Origin of the sequence: Bradyrhizobium sp. USDA 327, assembly GCF_041262065.1 — a bacterium.
Lineage (GTDB): Bacteria > Pseudomonadota > Alphaproteobacteria > Rhizobiales > Xanthobacteraceae > Bradyrhizobium > Bradyrhizobium liaoningense.
In genome coordinates this window covers 4,074,072-4,090,334 of the sequence record NZ_JBGCCW010000001.1, presented here as the reverse complement: position 1 = coordinate 4,090,334, position 16,263 = coordinate 4,074,072, and the positions used below count along the sequence as shown (strand labels likewise).

The 16,263-nt window shown below is 64.8% G+C and carries 12 protein-coding genes, 1 tRNA gene, 1 pseudogene and 2 riboswitches; of the genes and pseudogenes, 4 read left to right on the top strand and 10 right to left on the bottom strand.

The features are described from left to right. Positions 1–196: 196 nt before the first annotated feature. The 5 genes from ABIA42_RS19120 to ABIA42_RS19100 all read right to left on the bottom strand — a co-directional run bounded on the left by ABIA42_RS19120 (position 197) and on the right by ABIA42_RS19100 (position 6,850). Positions 197–1,846, bottom strand: coding sequence for an ABC transporter ATP-binding protein (locus ABIA42_RS19120; protein WP_271532771.1), 1,650 nt, complete (start codon positions 1,844–1,846; stop codon positions 197–199). A gap of 67 nt (positions 1,847–1,913) precedes the next feature. Beyond that, positions 1,914–2,801, bottom strand: coding sequence for an ABC transporter permease (locus ABIA42_RS19115; protein ID WP_271532769.1), 888 nt, complete (start codon positions 2,799–2,801; stop codon positions 1,914–1,916). Positions 2,802–2,820: 19 nt separating this feature from the next. Next, the gene (locus ABIA42_RS19110; RefSeq protein WP_271532767.1) at positions 2,821–3,762 is read right to left on the bottom strand and encodes an ABC transporter permease; all 942 of its coding nucleotides are present in this window, start codon (positions 3,760–3,762) and stop codon (positions 2,821–2,823) included. A 178-nt stretch (positions 3,763–3,940) separates the two neighbouring features. After that, positions 3,941–5,242 (bottom strand): D-amino acid dehydrogenase, encoded by a 1,302-nt coding sequence (locus ABIA42_RS19105; protein WP_370122349.1) that lies wholly within the window; start codon positions 5,240–5,242, stop codon positions 3,941–3,943. 69 nt (positions 5,243–5,311) lie between these two features. Beyond that, a riboswitch (glycine riboswitch) is annotated at positions 5,312–5,430 on the bottom strand. Positions 5,431–5,433: 3 nt separating this feature from the next. Next, positions 5,434–5,538: riboswitch (glycine riboswitch) on the bottom strand. Between the two features lie 181 nt (positions 5,539–5,719). Then, the gene (locus ABIA42_RS19100) at positions 5,720–6,850 is read right to left on the bottom strand and encodes a M20/M25/M40 family metallo-hydrolase (protein WP_271532747.1); all 1,131 of its coding nucleotides are present in this window, start codon (positions 6,848–6,850) and stop codon (positions 5,720–5,722) included. Between the two features lie 269 nt (positions 6,851–7,119). Here ABIA42_RS19100 and ABIA42_RS19095 point away from each other — a divergent pair, with 269 nt between their 5' ends. Both ABIA42_RS19095 and ABIA42_RS19090 read left to right on the top strand, forming a co-directional pair. Beyond that, a complete protein-coding gene (locus ABIA42_RS19095; RefSeq protein WP_271532745.1) occupies positions 7,120–8,727 on the top strand; it encodes an ABC transporter substrate-binding protein in 1,608 nt (535 codons plus the stop codon). Positions 8,728–8,823: 96 nt separating this feature from the next. Continuing rightward, positions 8,824–10,431 carry an ABC transporter substrate-binding protein gene (locus ABIA42_RS19090; RefSeq protein ID WP_370122354.1) on the top strand — a complete coding sequence of 536 codons (1,608 nt, stop codon included), beginning with the start codon at positions 8,824–8,826 and terminating at the stop codon, positions 10,429–10,431. 348 nt (positions 10,432–10,779) lie between these two features. On the opposite strand, the gene ABIA42_RS19085 is transcribed toward ABIA42_RS19090, so the two are convergent. Both ABIA42_RS19085 and ABIA42_RS19080 read right to left on the bottom strand, forming a co-directional pair. Then, positions 10,780–12,027, bottom strand: a complete 1,248-nt coding sequence (locus tag ABIA42_RS19085; protein WP_370122357.1) for a multidrug effflux MFS transporter — start codon at positions 12,025–12,027, stop codon at positions 10,780–10,782. A 137-nt stretch (positions 12,028–12,164) separates the two neighbouring features. Then, complete coding sequence (locus tag ABIA42_RS19080) at positions 12,165–12,746, bottom strand: TetR/AcrR family transcriptional regulator (protein WP_370122359.1); 582 nt, start codon at positions 12,744–12,746, stop codon at positions 12,165–12,167. An 89-nt stretch (positions 12,747–12,835) separates the two neighbouring features. Here ABIA42_RS19080 and ABIA42_RS19075 point away from each other — a divergent pair, with 89 nt between their 5' ends. Further along, complete coding sequence (locus ABIA42_RS19075; protein ID WP_370122361.1) at positions 12,836–13,627, top strand: crotonase/enoyl-CoA hydratase family protein; 792 nt, start codon at positions 12,836–12,838, stop codon at positions 13,625–13,627. 173 nt (positions 13,628–13,800) lie between these two features. Here the strand turns inward: ABIA42_RS19075 and ABIA42_RS19070 are convergent. Further along, positions 13,801–13,889, bottom strand: a tRNA-Leu gene (locus ABIA42_RS19070). Between the two features lie 174 nt (positions 13,890–14,063). Here ABIA42_RS19070 and ABIA42_RS19065 point away from each other — a divergent pair. After that, positions 14,064–14,480, top strand: a complete 417-nt coding sequence (locus tag ABIA42_RS19065; protein WP_271532736.1) for a twin-arginine translocation pathway signal — start codon at positions 14,064–14,066, stop codon at positions 14,478–14,480. A 33-nt stretch (positions 14,481–14,513) separates the two neighbouring features. Here ABIA42_RS19065 and ABIA42_RS19060 read toward each other — a convergent pair. Continuing rightward, positions 14,514–15,714 (bottom strand): annotated as a pseudogene (locus tag ABIA42_RS19060) (FAD-dependent monooxygenase). Positions 15,715–15,733: 19 nt separating this feature from the next. After that, positions 15,734–15,979, bottom strand: coding sequence for a zinc-finger domain-containing protein (locus tag ABIA42_RS19055; RefSeq protein ID WP_007602543.1), 246 nt, complete (start codon positions 15,977–15,979; stop codon positions 15,734–15,736). Between the last annotated feature and the right edge of the window lie 284 nt (positions 15,980–16,263).

The window sequence follows — 16,263 nt, the reverse complement described above, 5'->3', positions numbered from 1 at the left end:
GGCCTTGCCGCAAGAGCAAGCTGGGAAGCAATCGCGCCATGCATAGGGTCAAGACGTTTTGGGAATGCTGCTGCGCTGTCATTCCGGGGCGCGCCCACTTGGGCGCGAACCCGGAATCCATCTTGCTGCAGTGTCTGCCGTCCGATGGATTCCGGGCTCGTCGCTTCGCGATGCCCGGAACGACGGAGGAGAGATCTTACGCGCTCGCCGCCAGGCCCTCGGCCACCGGCCGGAAGTTCGCAAAGTCCCAGTCGCGGCCGGGAGCGGCGTCCAGCAGCGCCTTGGTGTAGGCCTCCTTCGGATGCGTCAGCACTTCGGCTGCGGGGCCCTGTTCGACGACGCGGCCATGCTGCATCACCACGACCTCGTCGCAGATTTGCGCAGCGACGCGCAAATCGTGGGTGATGAACAGGATGGCGATGCCGAGCCGCTTCTGGATCTCGTCGAGCAGTTCCAGCACCTGTGCCTGCACGGAGACGTCGAGCGCGGAGACCGCCTCGTCCGCGACCAGCACGTCCGGATCGAGCGCGAGCGCACGGGCGATGGCGATGCGCTGGCGCTGGCCGCCGGAGAACTGGTGCGGATAGCGCGACACCGCATCTGCCGGCAGGCCGACGAGCTCAAGCAGCTCGCGCGCCCGCTTCATCGCATCGGCCTGGGAGACGCCGTAGTTGATCGGGCCTTCCGCGATGCTGTCGCCAACGGTCACGCGCGGGTTCAGCGAGCGGTAGGGATCCTGGAACACGATCTGGATCTTCTGCCGGTGCGGCTGGAGCAGACGGCGCGAGATGTCGGCGATCTCGCGACCGGCGAGTCGCACGCCACCGGAGGTCGGATCGATCAGGCGGACGATGCAGCGTGCCACCGTCGACTTGCCCGAGCCGCTTTCGCCGACGATGCCGAGGGTACGGCCCTTGCGCAGCGTCAGCGTGACCTTGTCGGCGGCGACGACTTCGCGGCCTTTGCCGAAGAAGGCGCGCTCTTTATAGACCTTGCTGAGCTCGTTGGCTTCCAGCACCACGGGCTCGCGGCTGTCCTCGCGCGGCGCTCGCGGCACCAGGCTCGGTACCGAGGCGAGCAGGTTGCGGGTGTATTCCATGGTCGGATTGCGCAGCACGGTGTCGAGCGGGCCGGTCTCGACCAGGCGGCCCTGCCGCATCACCGCGACGCGGTCGGCGATCTCGGCGACCACCCCCATGTCGTGCGTGATGAACAGCACGGCGGTGCCGTGATCGCGCTGCAGCTCGCGGATCAGCGTCAGGATCTGCTTCTGCGTGGTGACGTCGAGCGCGGTGGTCGGCTCGTCGGCAATGAGGAGCTTCGGCTCCAGCACCAGCGCCATCGCGATCATGATGCGCTGGCGCTGGCCTCCGGAGAGGCGGTGCGGATAGGAGGCGAAGATGCGCTCGACCTGGGGCAGGTGGACCTGCTCCATCATGTCGAGGATACGCTTCTTCCGCGCTTTCCCGTCGAGATCGGTATGCGCGCGCAGCACTTCGTCGATCTGGCGGCCGACCGGCACCACCGGATTCAGCGCGGTCATCGGCTCCTGGAAGATCATGGCCATCTTGGTCGCGCGCAGCTGGCGCAGGCGGCGGTCGGTCGCGGTGAGCAGCTCCTCGCCGACCAGCTTGATGCTGCCGCCGGTGGGAACCAGCGTGCCCTTCGGCAAGAGGCCCATCGTGGTGAGCGACGTCACCGACTTGCCCGAGCCACTTTCGCCGACGAGGCACAGCGTCTCGCGCTCGCGCACCTGGATCGAGATGCCGTCGATGATGTTCACGCCCTTCGGCTTCTTGCCGATGGAAACGACGAGGTTGTTGATGTCGAGGATGGTGTTGGTCATGCAATGTCTCCAACGTCGTTCCGGGTTCGGTGCTTCGCACCGCCCCGGAACGACGGAGTAAAAGATTTCACTTCCCCTCCCGCTGCTTCATGCGCGGATCGAGTGCGTCGCGGGCGGCGTCGCCGATCAGGTTGATGCTGAGGATGGCGATCGAGAGCAAGAGGCCCGGCCAGAAGATCAGCGACGGCTTGATCTGGAAATACTGGCGGCCCTCGGCCATGATGTTGCCCCAGGTCGGCGTCTCCGGCGAGATGCCGGCGCCGAGGAAGGAGAGGATGGCCTCGGTGAGGATGGCGCTCGCGCAGACATAGGTGCCCTGGACGATCAGCGGCGCGATCGTGTTCGGCATCAGGTGGCGCCACATGATCTTCGGCAGGCTGGAGCCAACCGAGATCGCGGCCTCGACGTAGGGTTCCTCGCGCGCCGACAACACGACCGAGCGAACCAGTCGCGCCACGCGCGGGATCTCCGGAATCGTGATCGCGATCAGCACGGTCCAGAGGCTGGCGCCGGACAGCGACACCACGGCGATCGCGAGCAGGATGCTCGGCATCGCCATCAGGCCGTCCATGACGCGCATCAGGACGGAATCGACCAGCTTGAAGAAGCCGGAGACGAGGCCGATCGCGAGTCCGATGGCGATCGACAGGATCGCCGAGCCGATGCCGATCAGAAGCGAGATGCGGCCGCCATAGATCACGCGCGACAACAGGTCGCGGCCGTAGGCGTCGGTGCCAAGCAGGAATTGTGTGGAGGAGGGCTTGAGCCGCTGCGACGGCGCGAGCTGGATCGGATCATGCGGCGCGATCAGCGGCGCGAGGATCGAGACCACCACGACCAGCGTGAGCAGGACCGTCGCAGTCGCAATGATGGGCGTCGAGGTGAGGAATCCGAATCGCGGCCGCAGCGGCGACGTGATTGGAATGGACGACTGGGGAAGGGTATCGACCGACATTTGTATCCTTATCCTTGCCTCAGTACCGGATCCGGGGATCGAGCAGGGTGTAGGCGACGTCGATGAGAAGATTGACGACGACATAGATCAGCGACGTCAGCAGGATCATCGCCTGGATCACCGGATAGTCGCGCGCCAGCACCGCATCAACGGTGAGGCGGCCGATGCCGGGGATGTTGAACACGCTCTCGGTGACGACGACGCCGGAGATCAAGAGCGCGAAGCCGGTGCCGATCACGGTGATCACGGGGACCGCGGCGTTGCGCAGTGCATGGCGCATCATCACCGCGACCTCGTTGATGCCTTTGGCGCGCGCGGTACGGACATAGTCCTCGCCGAGCACGTCGAGCATCGCCGCGCGCGTCATGCGCGCGATCAGGGCGATGTAGATGAAGGAGAGTGCGCAGGTCGGCAGGATGATACGCTCGAAGAACGGCCCGAAGCCGTTCGAGATGCTGCGGAAGCCCTGCACCGGCACCCAGCGCAGGTCGATGGCGAAGATCTGGATCAGGAGATAGCCGACCACGAACACCGGCACCGAGAAGCCGAGCACGGACAGGCCCATCACGAAGCGGTCGATCCAGGTGCCGTGCTTCCAGGCCGCGACCACCCCCAAGGGAACCGCGACGATGACTGCGAGGATGATGGTCGACAGCGCGATCGAGATCGACGGCTCGACGCGCTGGCCGATCATCTTCATCACCGGCAGGTTGGAGATCAGCGAGGTTCCGAGGTCGCCGTGCAGCAGCTTGTTCACCCAGGTGATGAACTGCACGATCAGGGGCTCGTTCAGGCCGAGCGAGGTGCGGATGCGCTCGAGCCGTTCCGGCGTCGCGTTGTCGCCGGCGAGAATCGCGGCGGGATCGCCCGGCGTCAGCCGCAGAAGCAGGAACACGAACAGCGCGACGACGCCCATCACGGGCACCGCGGCCAGAACGCGTCGAATAAGATAACCCAGCATGCACTTATCTCCGGCTACGGAACGTGTGGAACATCAAGGCTCCCGTGAACTCTGTCGTGTCTATCATGCCTAACACTTGGGCTGGAAAGGCCGCCCGGAGACGCCGTCCTCTTAGGGCAAATTGTGTGCCAAGGGCTGCGCCGTAGCAAGAGGCCGGCATGTCCCCAATATCGACCACTCAGGATGCATGTCGCAGTTCATGCTCAACCCCAAGTGAAGGTGTCGTCGGTGGAGCGTTGAGGCCGCGCCAGCCGTCGATGGTCTGGGCGATCATCTGCGCCGTCGCCGCCGACAGAGTCCAGCCGAGATGGCCGTGGCCGGTGTTGAAGAACACGCCTGGTATCCGCCCTGCGCGCACGACCGGCATCATGTTCGGCATCATCGGGCGCAGCCCGGCCCACGGCACGACGCGCGACGTTTCGACGGCGGGGAAGTTGTTGCGTACCCATTCGATCAGCGGTTGCACGCGGTCGGCGCGGATGTCGCGGTTGAAGTCGTTGAATTCGGCGGTGCCGGCGACGCGAAAACGATCGGCGCCGAGCCGGCTGGTGACGATCTTGGCGGCCTCGTCGAGCAGGCTCACCGTCGGGGTGGCGTTGCGGCTTTCGGCGCTGTCGAGCTGCACGGTGATCGAGTATCCCTTGACCGGATAGACGTTGACGCGGTCGTCGAGCAGGGCGGCGAAGTGACGGCTGGCAACGCCCGCGCAGACCACGACGCCGTCCGCGTTCAGTGCGCCGCGCGCGGCCGCGACGGCATCGCTCGCGGCCAGATCGGCCCAGCCGATGACGAAGCCGCTGCCGGCACGTGCGATCGAATCGATATTGGCCTCGTGGATGAAGGTCGCGCCACGCCGCTTGCAGGCTTCCGCCAGCCCGCGGGTGAACTTGTGGATATCGCCGGTCGCATCCGACGGCGTGTAGAAGCCGCCATAATAGTCCTTGCGCAGTGTCGGCTCGATCGCGCGGATTTCCTCCGACGTCACCGGGCGGCGGTCGAGGCCGCCTTCCTGCAGCAGCGTGTTGACGCGCAGACCGGATTCGAATCCGGCCTTGTCACGATAGATGTGGAGGATGCCGCGGCGTTCGAGATCGAAGTTGATCCCTTCGCGTGCCGCGATGTCGAACAGATACCTGCGCGCTTCGATCGCGAGCCGCGTGGTCTCGATGGTGTTGGCGCGGTAGTTGCCGATGTTGGCGACGAACTCGCTCATCCACGAATATTTGTGCCAGTTCGGCCGCGGGTTCATCAGCAGCGGCGCGTCGCGCCGGAACATCCAGCGCAAGCCCTTCAGGATCGTCGCGGTGCTGTTCCACACTTCGGCGTTCGATGCGGAGAGCTGCCCGCCGTTGGCGAAGGACGTCTCCATCGCGGCGTAGCGGTGCTTGTCGAGCACGGTCACCTTGTAGCCGCGTTCGAGCAGGGCATAGGCGGTCGTGACGCCGGTGATGCCGGCGCCGATGATGGCAATATGGGTCATGGCTAGGTTCGGGGCTCCCGTGAGTTAGAGTCGGCTGACCGCCGGCCGAAAGGCCGTTGGCGGCGCCCCATCTGTCACGGTTACCTGAGAGCTTGATCCGGCGCGCCACCTCTATCGAGGTCTTGCGACGGACTATCCCCTTCGGTGGACGTCACGACTGCCTGAAATCGCGTCGCCTCTCTCCAGATCGTCCTGACGAAACGGTCCTTTTGCCTGAGAGTTTCCGGGGCGGTTGCTCCGTCGGCGCCGCAACGAAAGCTGAAAGCCTTCGCCGCGATCTCTCCCGCATCATCGCGTGGACGGCCGAGCAGTACGATACGCCTCATTTTTAGACAAGGCTAAATTTCGACCGCGACTGCCGACGTATTGTGCAGTGCAAAGCCCGCCTCGTCGTCCCGGGGCGATGCGAAGCATCGAACCCGGGACCTCGAGATTCCGGGTTCGATGCTGTCGCATCGCCCCGGAATGACGAATTCACTATTCCAACGTCGCCAGCAATCCCGCCATCAGCCGGCCGCGCTCGACCAGGCTATCCACTTCGATGAACTCCTCCAGCGTGTGGCCATTGCCGCCGCGCACACCGAGGCCATCGAGCGTGGGGATTCCCATCGCGCCGGTGAAGTTGCCGTCGGAGCCGCCGCCGGAGCTAGCGTGCGGTAATTCCGCGCCGAGCGATTTGGCGATGCCGTGCGCCTTCTCATAGAGCGCCATGGTACCGGCATCCGGCTCCCAAACCGGACGCGTCACGCCGCGCGTGACCTTGAACGTGACGTCGTTGCTGGTGCCCGACAGCGCCAGCATCCGCTCGACACCGCGGTCGAGATCGGCCTGACGCTTGGCCATGGAGAGCGCTTCACCCGTTGCGGTCGTCGCAACGCAATTGACCCATTGTCCGCCGTGGACGACGCCGACCGAGAAGGTGCAGTCCTCCGTCGTCATCGCGTCGATCGCGAGGATCTGCCGCGCCATCTCGCGGATCGCCGAGCGTCCGGCCGACAACGTGGCGCCGGCGTGGCTCGGCCGTCCCGTCGCTTCGAGATTGAAGCGCGCGATGGCGTAGCGTCCGGTCGTGACGCCGTTGTCGGCGCGGCCGGGCTCCGGCACCAGCACGTATTTATTGCGCGCAGCTTCCGCCTCGATGATGTCCCGCGTCGAAGGCGTGCCGACTTCCTCATCCGGCGTGAACAGCACGGTGATCGGCAGCGGTGTGGTGAACGACGCGCGCGCCAGTTGCCGGATCGCTTCCAGCGAGAGGTAATTGCCGCCCTTCATATCGTAGATGCCGGGGCCGTAGCACTTGTTGCCCTCGCGCCGCCATTTCAGCTTCTCGATGGTGCCGACCGGATGAACGGTATCCATGTGTCCGGCGATCAGGATGCCCGGCTCGCCCTGCTTGGGATGAGGAAAGCGCGCGCGGATGACGCCACCAAAGCCCTGGCGGCCGGCGATGCGCTCGATCGTCGCACCCATGATCGCCATATCCCGCGCCGCGATATCGAGCATGCGGTCCACGGCGGCTGCATCCCAAGTCGGACTCTCGCATTCGACCCAGCCGCGCAGGCCCTCGAGCATCGCCTCGGAATCAAAGGGAAGATTGGCAGGATTCATCTTAATGTCTCTCAAGCTTCGAAAGATGGAACGCGCATTGCATCGGCGCGGGGCAGGACAAGCGGAAGGTGTTGTAGAGCCAAACCGATCTTTGTGGAGCCCGTGCGCGCGCCGTGAGGGCCTGCGACGAAACCGGATTGACGCGCTCGGCACTGTCTGCAAGTCTCAAAAAGATAAAGGCATTGCATGAGGTTAGTTCGCCCAACGAATGAACCGCATGCTCAACCAATGACCTGCCTTTGAACAGTTTCACGTCAGGAGAACTTTCTATGTTCCACTTCATGCGCCGGGGGCGTCGCGCGTTCGCCTCCAAACTTGCGCTGTCGGTCGTCGCGCTTTCAACCGCGCTGGCCTCGCCAGTGCTTGCGGCCGGCAAGACCATCACGGCGGTGATGCATTCGGATCTGCGCATCATCGACCCGATCTTCACCACGGCCTACATCACGCGTGACCATGGCTACATGGTTTACGACACGCTGGTGGCCCCGGATTCGAGCTTCAAGATCCAGCCGCAGATGGCGGACTGGAAGATCTCCGACGACAAGCTCACCTATACCTTCACGCTGCGCGACGGCCTGAAGTGGCATGACGGTGCGCCGGTGACGGCGGAGGACTGCGTCGCTTCGCTGAAGCGCTGGGCCGCGGTCGACGGCATGGGCCAGAAGCTCATGGACTTCACGGCGAGCATCGAGGCGACCGACGCCAAGACCATCACGCTGAAGCTGAAGGAGCCCTACGGCCTGGTGCTCGATTCCATCGGCAAGCCGTCCTCGCGCGTTGCCTTCATGATGCCGAAGCGCCTCGCCGAGACGCCGCCGGACAAGCAGATCCCCGAGCAGATCGGCTCGGGTCCCTTCAAGTTCGTGGCCTCGGAATTCCAGCCCGGCGTGAAGGCGGTCTACGTCAAGAACACCGACTACGTGCCGCGCAAGGAGCCGGCGAGCTGGACCTCCGGCGGCAAGGTGGTGAAGGTGGACCGCGTCGAGTGGATCACCATGCCGGACTCGCAGACCGCGGTGAACGCGCTGCAGTCGGGCGACATCGACTTCATGGAGAACCTGCCCTACGACATGCTGCCGGTGCTCGAAGCGAACAAGGAGCTCACGCTCGAGGTCTCCAACAAGTTCGGCTTCCAGACGCTCGGCCGGATGAACTTCCTGCATCCGCCGTTCGACAACGTGAAGGTGCGGCGAGCCGCCCTTCTGGCGATGAACCAGAAGGACGTTCTCGATGCACTCGTCGGCAACCCGAAATATCAGAAGATCTGCGGCGCGTTCTTCGTGTGCGGTACGCCGCTCGAGACTGACGTCGGCGCCGAAACCTTGATCAAGGGCAATGGCATGGCGGAAGCCAAGAAGGCGCTCGCCGAGTCCGGCTATGACGGCACGCCGATCGTGATCATGGCGCCCGGGGACGTCACGACATTGAAGGCGCAGCCGATCGTTGCGGCCCAGCTGCTGCGCGAAGCCGGCTTCAAGGTCGACCTGCAAGCGACTGACTGGCAGACGGTGGTGAGCCGCCGCGCCAGCCAGAAGCCGCCGAAGGAGGGCGGCTGGAACATGTTCTTCACCAACTGGGTCGCGGCCGACGTTGCGAACCCGATCGCCAATCTCTCGATCAGCGGCCTGGGCAAGAAGGGCTGGTTCGGCTGGGCGGAAGACGCCAAGATCGAGCAGCTCAAGGACGCGTTCGTCCGCGCATCCTCGCTCGACGAGCAGAAGAAGATCGCCGCCGAGATCCAGAAGGAGGCGTACGATCAGGTGATTTACATCCCGCTGGGGCAGTATCTGCTGCCGAGCGGCTGGCGCAAATCGCTGACCGGCCTGCTCGACGGTCCGGCGACGCCGCTGTTCTGGAACGTCAGCAAGTCGGAGTAGGCGAGGCGTTCTCGACGCAACCTTCGTCCGGATCGCCACGCGGCGCCGCTGATGTCAGCGGCGCCGCCCGCCAGGAAAGATTCCAGGAGAGCCTCGATGTTCCAACTCACGAGGGGGCGTTACGCGTTCGCCTCCAAACTTGCGCTGTCGGTCGTGTCGCTTTCGACAGCGCTGGCCTCGCCAGTTCTTGCCGCGGGCAAGACCATTACCGCCGTGATGCACTCGGATCTGCGCGTCCTCGATCCGATCTACACCAGCGCCTACATCTCGCGTGATCATGGCTACATGATCTTCGACACGCTGATCGCGACGGATTCGAACTTCAAGATCCAGCCGCAGATGGCGGACTGGAAAATTTCCGACGACAAGCTGACCTATACCTTCACGCTGCGCGACGGCCTGAAGTGGCATGACGGTGCGCCGGTGACGGCGGAAGACTGCGTCGCTTCGCTGAAGCGCTGGGCCGCGGTCGACGGCATGGGCCAGAAGCTCATGGACTTCACCGCGAGTATCGAGGCGACCGACGCCAAGACCATCACGCTGAAGCTGAAGGAGCCCTACGGCCTGGTGCTCGATTCCATCGGCAAGCCGTCCTCGCGCGTTGCTTTCATGATGCCGAAGCGTCTCGCCGAGACGCCGTCCGACAAGCCGATCCCCGAGCAGATCGGCTCCGGACCCTTCAAGTTCGTGGCGTCGGAATTCCAGCCCGGCGTGAAATCGATCTACGTCAAGAACACCGACTACGTGCCGCGCAAGGAGCCGGCGAGCTGGACTGCCGGCGGCAAGGTGGTGAAGGTGGACCGCGTCGAGTGGATCACCATGCCGGACGCCCAGACCGCGTTGAACGCGCTGCAGTCGGGCGACATCGATTTCATGGAAAATCCCGCCACTGAAATGTTGCCCACCATCGATGCCGACAAGGGGCTCAAGACCGAGATCCTGAACAAGTTCGGATTCCAGACGGGTGCGCGGATGAACTTCCTCCATCCGCCATTCGACAACGTCAAGGTTCGCCGTGCAGCACTCCTGGCGGTCAAGCAGAAGGACGTGCTCGATGCGCTGATCGGCGATCCCAAGTACTACAAGACCTGCGCCGCGATCTTCATCTGCGACACGCCTTTCGCGACCGACATTGGCGGTGAGACCCTCGCAAAGGGCGGTGACATTGCTGCGGCCAAGAAGGCGCTCGCCGAGTCCGGCTACGACGGGACACCCGTCGTGCTCATGGCGCCGGGCGACGTGTTGACGCTGAAGGCTCAGCCGATCGTGGTGGCCCAGCAACTGCGGGAAGCCGGCTTCAAGGTCGACCTGCAGGCCACCGACTGGCAGACGGTGGTGAGCCGGCGCGCCAGCCAGAAGTCCCCGAAGGAGGGCGGCTGGAACATGTTCATCACGAACTGGGTCAGCGCCGACGTGGTCAACCCGATCTCCAACGTCGCCGTCGGCGGGCAGGGCAAGAAGGGGGGCTGGTTCGGCTGGGCGGAGGACGCCAAGGTCGAGCAGCTCAAGGATGCCTTCGTTCGCGCGACCTCGGCGGAGGATCAGAAGAAGATCGCGGTCGAGATCCAGAAGGAAGTCTACGATCAGGTGCTCTACGTGCCGCTCGGCCAGTACCAGGGTCCGAGCGCATGGCGGAAGTCGATCAGCGGCGTGATCGACGGTCCGGCGACGCCGGTGTTCTGGAATATGGACAAGTCGGAGTAGGACAAGACCGAGTACGCAAAGGGTGCGTCTCGCACCCTTTCGTGCCAACGAACGCAGCGCCGCTGTCATCAGCGGCGCCGTTTTCGTCTGTCAGCTTCGCGTCAGCGATGCGGATGATTTCGGCCAGTCGGCGATGACCGAGTAGGCGTCGTGCTCAGCAGTGGCTGTCGCGCACCCCTTCGAGCCCCTCGCTCGCAAGCGGCGTGGTAAAGGTGGCCTGCTCAGCGCGCGGTTCGGAACGTTCCGTATTCTGCCGTTCTACCTCGGCGTGGTCTTCGCGGTGTTCCGGTTCCATTGCAGCGCCCTTTCGAATTGCTGCAGGACAACATCGAGGCCGCCGCGTTGTTCCTAGATGGGGCGATGATGCGGCTTGAACAGCCGCCCCTTCTCCACCACCAGCACGATCGCGAGCGCGGCGAGGGTCGACAGGAAGAAGCCGATCGAGAAGGGCAGCAGCGTGCCGTCGAAGCTCTGCCCGATCGCCGTGCCGACCACGATCCCGATCAGCGTCGTGATCGAGCCGTAAAGCGAAGAGGCGGTGCCGGCGATATGTCCCTGCGGCTCCATCGCGAGCGCAGTGAAGTTGGCGACCATCATGCCGAACGAGAACATCATCAGGGCGGAGAGCACCATGAACAAGGCGAGCGGCAGCACGCCGAGACTTTCCGTCAGCAGCATCACGCCGGCCACGACGGTGTAGAGCGTCAGCGCTCCGTGCGAGATCACGCGCATGCCGAGCCGTCCGACCAGCCTCGCATTGAGGAAGCCGGCAATGGCGGTGCCGGCGGCGATCGCCGCGAAAGCGAGCGGGAAGTAGTGGCCGAGATGATAGATGCCGGTGAAGACCTGCTGGGCGCAGAAGACATAGGCGAACAGTGCGCCGAAGACGCTGCCGGCGGCCGTGGCATAGCCGATGGTCTGGCGATTGGTCAGGGTCTGCCGAAACGCGGAGAGCACGTCGGCGGGGGCCAGCGACCGGCGCTCGGATTCGGGAAGGGTTTCAGGCAGCCGCAGCACGCACCATGCGAGCGCGAGTAGCCCGTAGAGCATCAGCACCACGAAGATGCCGCGCCAAGCCGTCACCAGCAGTACCGCCTGTCCGAACGAGGGGGCGATCACGGGCACCGCGATGAACACCATCATGGCGAGCGACATCACGCTCGCCATGCGGCGGCCGACATAACAGTCGCGCACGATCGAGGTCGCGATCACGCGCGTCGCCGAAGTGCCGAGCCCTTGCAGCGCGCGCGCCAGCAGCAGCGTCTCGAACGAGGGCGCCGCGACCGCCAGCACGCTCGCGACCGCATAGACGGCCATGCCGCCGAGCAGCACCGGCCGGCGGCCAAAACGGTCCGACAGGGGGCCCATGACGAATTGGCCGGCACCGAAGCCGATCAGGAACGTCGACAGCACCAGCTGGAGATGGTTCGCGACGGGAATCTCGAAGGCGGTGCCGATGTTGGGCAGCGCCGGCAGCATCATGTCCATCGCAAGCGGATTGAGCGCCATGATCGACGCGATCACGATGACGAATTCTGGAAAACCCATCGGGCGGTGTCCCGCGGACACCCAATCGTCGGCATTGACGTCAGACAAGAAGCTCACCCCTGAAATCGAGCGACTTTATCTCCGTGCATGCTGCGTTGCACAACCCATGTTTCGGGATGGCTGGCAGGCGGAACGGGGGCGGACAAGATTTGGTGAGAGCCATCGGGAGCCGACGGCAAATGAGGTCAGCGGGTGCTGCGGGCCCGCTCGATCAGGTCGAGCGCCAATTGTCCGGCAGTGTCGACATAGGCGAGATCGCGATGGATCAGCATCACGGTCGTGGCGCCGTCGAGCAGGATCACGAGCCGGCGCGCGAGTGCTGCTGCATCGGGAACGCCGTGGCCGCGCAACTCCGTTTCGAGCCACGCTTCAAAGCGCTTCTTGTGTGCCGCACCGGCTTTCACCGCCGGATGGGCGGGGGTGTTGGCAAGCTCGGCGATGGTGCGCAGGAATCCGCAGCCACGCCAGCGCGGCGTATCCACGGAGCGCCCGAGCTTCGTGAAGAGACCGCGGACCTTGTCGGCCACGGTGCCGTCGGTCTCGGCGAACCAGCGCATGTAGAGCTCCAGTGTCGGCTGATCCCTGGCCGCGATGGTTTCGGCGACGAGCTCGTCCTTGCTGGTGAAGTGATAGTAGAGGGTCTTCTTGGTGACGCCGGCCTTCTCGGCGACCGCATCCATGCTTACCGCCCTGATGCCTTCGCCATAGAACAGTCGCGTCCCCGCAACGACGATCTGCTGGCGCGTGGTGACACCCTTTTCCGACATCGTGTCGGATGTATACTGCCTAGTGAGTATACACAACAAGGCTGATGTGGCTGACTTCCTTGCCCGTTCGACCTGGAAGGAGCTGCGCCTTGTCCGACTTGATACTTTCTGAAACGCGGGGCGCCATCGCGCTGCTGACGTTCAACCGCCCGAACAAGCTCAACGCGCTGAGCTACGCCCTCATCGACCGCCTGATGGCCATTCTCGACCGCATCGAGGACGATGCAAACGTCAGCGCCGTTGTGCTGACCGGGGCGGGCGACCGCGCCTTCTCGGCGGGCGCCGACATTGCCGAGTTCTCGGAGAGCGTGAGGTGCGGGCCCGACATCGCAGTGAAGGAGTTCGTGCGCCGCGGGCAGGCGATGACGGCGCGGATGGAGGCGTTTCCCAAGCCGATCATCGCCGCCGTCAACGGCATCGCCTTCGGCGGCGGCTGCGAGATCACGGAAGCCGTGCATCTCGCCGTCGCGAGCGAACGGGCGACTTTTGCCAAGCCCGAGATCGCGATCGGCATCACGCCGACCTTCGGCGGCACGCAACGCCTGCCGCGGCTGGCAGGCCGAAAGCGGGCGCTGGAGTACCTCCTGACCGGCGATCCCTTCTCACCGCGGCGAGCCTACGAGATGGGATTGGTCAACCGCATCGCGCCGCACGAGGAACTGCTCGACGCAGCCTTCGCGCTGGCAGATCGCATCACGCGCCACTCGCACTTGGCCGTCGCCCGGGTCATCACGGCGGCCACACGCGGCCTCAACGTGTCGATTTCGGAAGGACTCGCGATCGAGCGCGAGCAGTTTGCACGCATGGCGGCGACCGCGGATACACGCGAGGTACTCGACGCCTGGCTGGCGCGCGCATCGCGGCAGGTGCAGCGTGGCTGACTTGTGGTCGCGGCGGTCGATGCGTATGTCGGCGGACTCGATCCCTGTTTCGTCAAGAACCTGGAGGGCAGCAAGTTCTCCTGCTCCTATCGGCCGGTGACGCTGGATGCCTTCCGTCGCTTCCGTCATGGATCCATGGCGCGGTCGCGCACGGCCTGTGCCGTCAGCTCCGTTGGTGCGGGCAGCCGGGGTCGAACCGGCACAGCGCTTGCGCACCGAGGGATTTTAAGTCCCTTGCGTCTACCAATTCCGCCATGCCCGCTTGATCCAACGAGATCAAACACTTAAGTCCATCTCCGGCCATCTGGAATTGGCGCGTTGCGTACCCGGAGGGACGGTTCTTCCTTAAGCGAGCCGGACGCACAAGGCAAAGCCTCAATCCGGACATCTGTTGTTGCTTTAGGCATTCTCAATCCACGGGGACTATTCATCCGGCATGGCTGCTTCGTTTTCCTCTTCGCTGCGCGGCTTTGGCGCGCTCCTGATGCTGCTTGTCGCCGGCGCCGCGCTCTCCGGCTGCGCCGGCATGAGCGAGACGATCGCACCGGCCTTTGCCGATCCCGCCAAATACGAATTGTACGACTGCAAGCAGCTGCAGGCTGAGCGCAAGCTGCTCGCCAAGCGCACCAATGATTTGCAGAAGTTGATGCAGAAGGCCGAGACGGGGACGGGGGGCGCGGTCGTGTCCGAGCTTGCCTATCGCAACGACTATATTGCGGTGCGCGGGCAGTCGCAGTTGGTCGAGGAGGCCTGGAGCCGCAACAAGTGCCGGGAGACCCCTGAGCCGGCACCGCCTGAGCCGCTGCCGCTGTCGCCCTCCGGCAAGCCCGCTTCGAAATCCGGAACAAGGTGACCTACTGAGGCGCCCCGCGGACGGCGCTTCGCATCAAGGACGCCAGCTGTAGATCCAGTCCTGCCGCGCCAGCATGCGCTCCGGGCCGAGCGCGCGGATCGCAAGATCCCGTGCGATCGCGAGCGGCCCGCCGAGATGATAGATCCTGCCCTGCTGCCGTGCGGTCCGCTGCACCCGAAGGACCCGCGCCTGGCGGGCACGGCCGTATTGCGTCAACGCGACGGCGATATCCTTGGTGCTCTCGGCGTCAGGGCTCAAATGGCGGGCGAGCACGGCGGCATCCTCGATCGCCATTCCGGCGCCTTGGGCTGCAAAGGGCAGCATCGCATGCACGGCGTCGCCGAGCAGGGCCACCGGACCCTTGCTCCAGGGGCAGCCGTCGGGCACGCCGAACAGCGCCCATTTCCGCCAGCTGTCGACCGCGGCGAGCATCATCCGCGCCCGGCGGCGGCCAGCGCGGGGCGGCAAAGGCGTCCATCACCTCGAGAGGATCGCCGGGCGTGCTCCAGCCGGGCCGGTTCCAGGTGCCGGGCAGCACCGCGACCACGTTGATCTGGCGTCCGCCGGCAATCGGATAGGCGACCAGATGCGCGTTCGGCCCCATCCAGAGCTGCACCCGGCGCGCGGCATAGTCCTTCGGCAGTTGCGCGGCCTCGAGCGTGCCGCGCCAGGCGATCAGCCCGGAGAAGCGCGGCTGCACCTCGGGAAACAGATGCTGGCGGACCGTCGACCAGATGCCGTCGGCGCCGATCAGGGCGCTCGCGAGATCGCTGCGGCGGATCGTGCCGCTGCGATGGACGACGGTGAGGCCCTTGGCGTGGGGCGCGACGTCCTCGAAGGTTGCACCCAGCTTCAGGTCGATGTCGGGATGATCGGCGACAGCGCCCGCCAGCGCCGATTGCAGGTCGGCGCGGTGCACCACCCAATACGGAGCGCCGGCACGCGCCGAAGCTGCTTCGCCGAGCGGCATGCGCAAGAGCTCGCCGCCGGCGCGCGCGCTCATGATCGAGACCGCTTCCGGGGTTACCGCGCGCGCCTTGAGGCGTTCGGTCAGGCCGAGCTCGACCAGCACGCGGCTAGCATTGGGGGAGAGCTGCAGGCCGGCGCCGACTTCCTCGAGGCGCTCGGCCTTTTCCAGCACGACGATGCGGAAGCCGCGGGCCGCGAGCGCAAGCGCGGCCGTCAGGCCACCGATACCGGCACCGGCGATGACAATCGTTCGGGAGAGCGCCACCCCTGACCGACGGAAGCGGTCAGGCCACCTTGTCCTTCAGGACGCATTCCGGCGGGCGGGCTTCGCCCGCCTTCAGGTCGGCCGCGAAGCGGTACAGCGTCGAGCAATAGGGACAGATGATCTCGTTGTCGTTGCCGAGGTCGAGGAAGACGTGCGGATGGTCGAACGGAGGGTTGGCGCCCACACACATGAACTCTTGCGAGCCGATCTCGATGACGGGGACACCGGCATCGTTATGGAAGTGCGGGACGACATGGTCGGACATCGTAACTCATCCTGGAGTGGCAATGGCGGCAGACACAATCAAGAACTGACGCGGCATCTTTGAGGCGCCGCGGACCATACTTACGGGTGCAGATGATTGCTAGTCCAGTGGAACCGAAAGGTTCGCAATTGCCCCATGCTCATTTGCTCATGCAAATTCGACACAATCTTGAGGCCTGAGAGAAGCCCTTCTTTCGTCGGGGACGTTGTGTCGCAATTTTGGCAAACTATCTCTATGGACGACTGCAAGTTGCGACGAAGGACGAATCGTCAGGCGCAGGCGAT

Excerpts from the sequence above, each read along its gene's own strand:
- ABIA42_RS19120 (WP_271532771.1), bottom strand. The coding sequence starts at position 1,846 with ATGACCAACACCATCCTCGACATCAACAACCTCGTCGTTTCCATCGGC.
- ABIA42_RS19115 (WP_271532769.1), bottom strand. The coding sequence starts at position 2,801 with ATGTCGGTCGATACCCTTCCCCAGTCGTCCATTCCAATCACGTCGCCG.
- ABIA42_RS19110 (WP_271532767.1), bottom strand. The coding sequence starts at position 3,762 with ATGCTGGGTTATCTTATTCGACGCGTTCTGGCCGCGGTGCCCGTGATG.
- ABIA42_RS19105 (WP_370122349.1), bottom strand. The coding sequence starts at position 5,242 with ATGACCCATATTGCCATCATCGGCGCCGGCATCACCGGCGTCACGACC.
- ABIA42_RS19100 (WP_271532747.1), bottom strand. The coding sequence starts at position 6,850 with ATGAATCCTGCCAATCTTCCCTTTGATTCCGAGGCGATGCTCGAGGGC.
- ABIA42_RS19095 (WP_271532745.1), top strand. The coding sequence starts at position 7,120 with ATGTTCCACTTCATGCGCCGGGGGCGTCGCGCGTTCGCCTCCAAACTT.
- ABIA42_RS19090 (WP_370122354.1), top strand. The coding sequence starts at position 8,824 with ATGTTCCAACTCACGAGGGGGCGTTACGCGTTCGCCTCCAAACTTGCG.
- ABIA42_RS19080 (WP_370122359.1), bottom strand. The coding sequence starts at position 12,746 with ATGTCGGAAAAGGGTGTCACCACGCGCCAGCAGATCGTCGTTGCGGGG.
- ABIA42_RS19065 (WP_271532736.1), top strand. The coding sequence starts at position 14,064 with ATGGCTGCTTCGTTTTCCTCTTCGCTGCGCGGCTTTGGCGCGCTCCTG.
- ABIA42_RS19055 (WP_007602543.1), bottom strand. The coding sequence starts at position 15,979 with ATGTCCGACCATGTCGTCCCGCACTTCCATAACGATGCCGGTGTCCCC.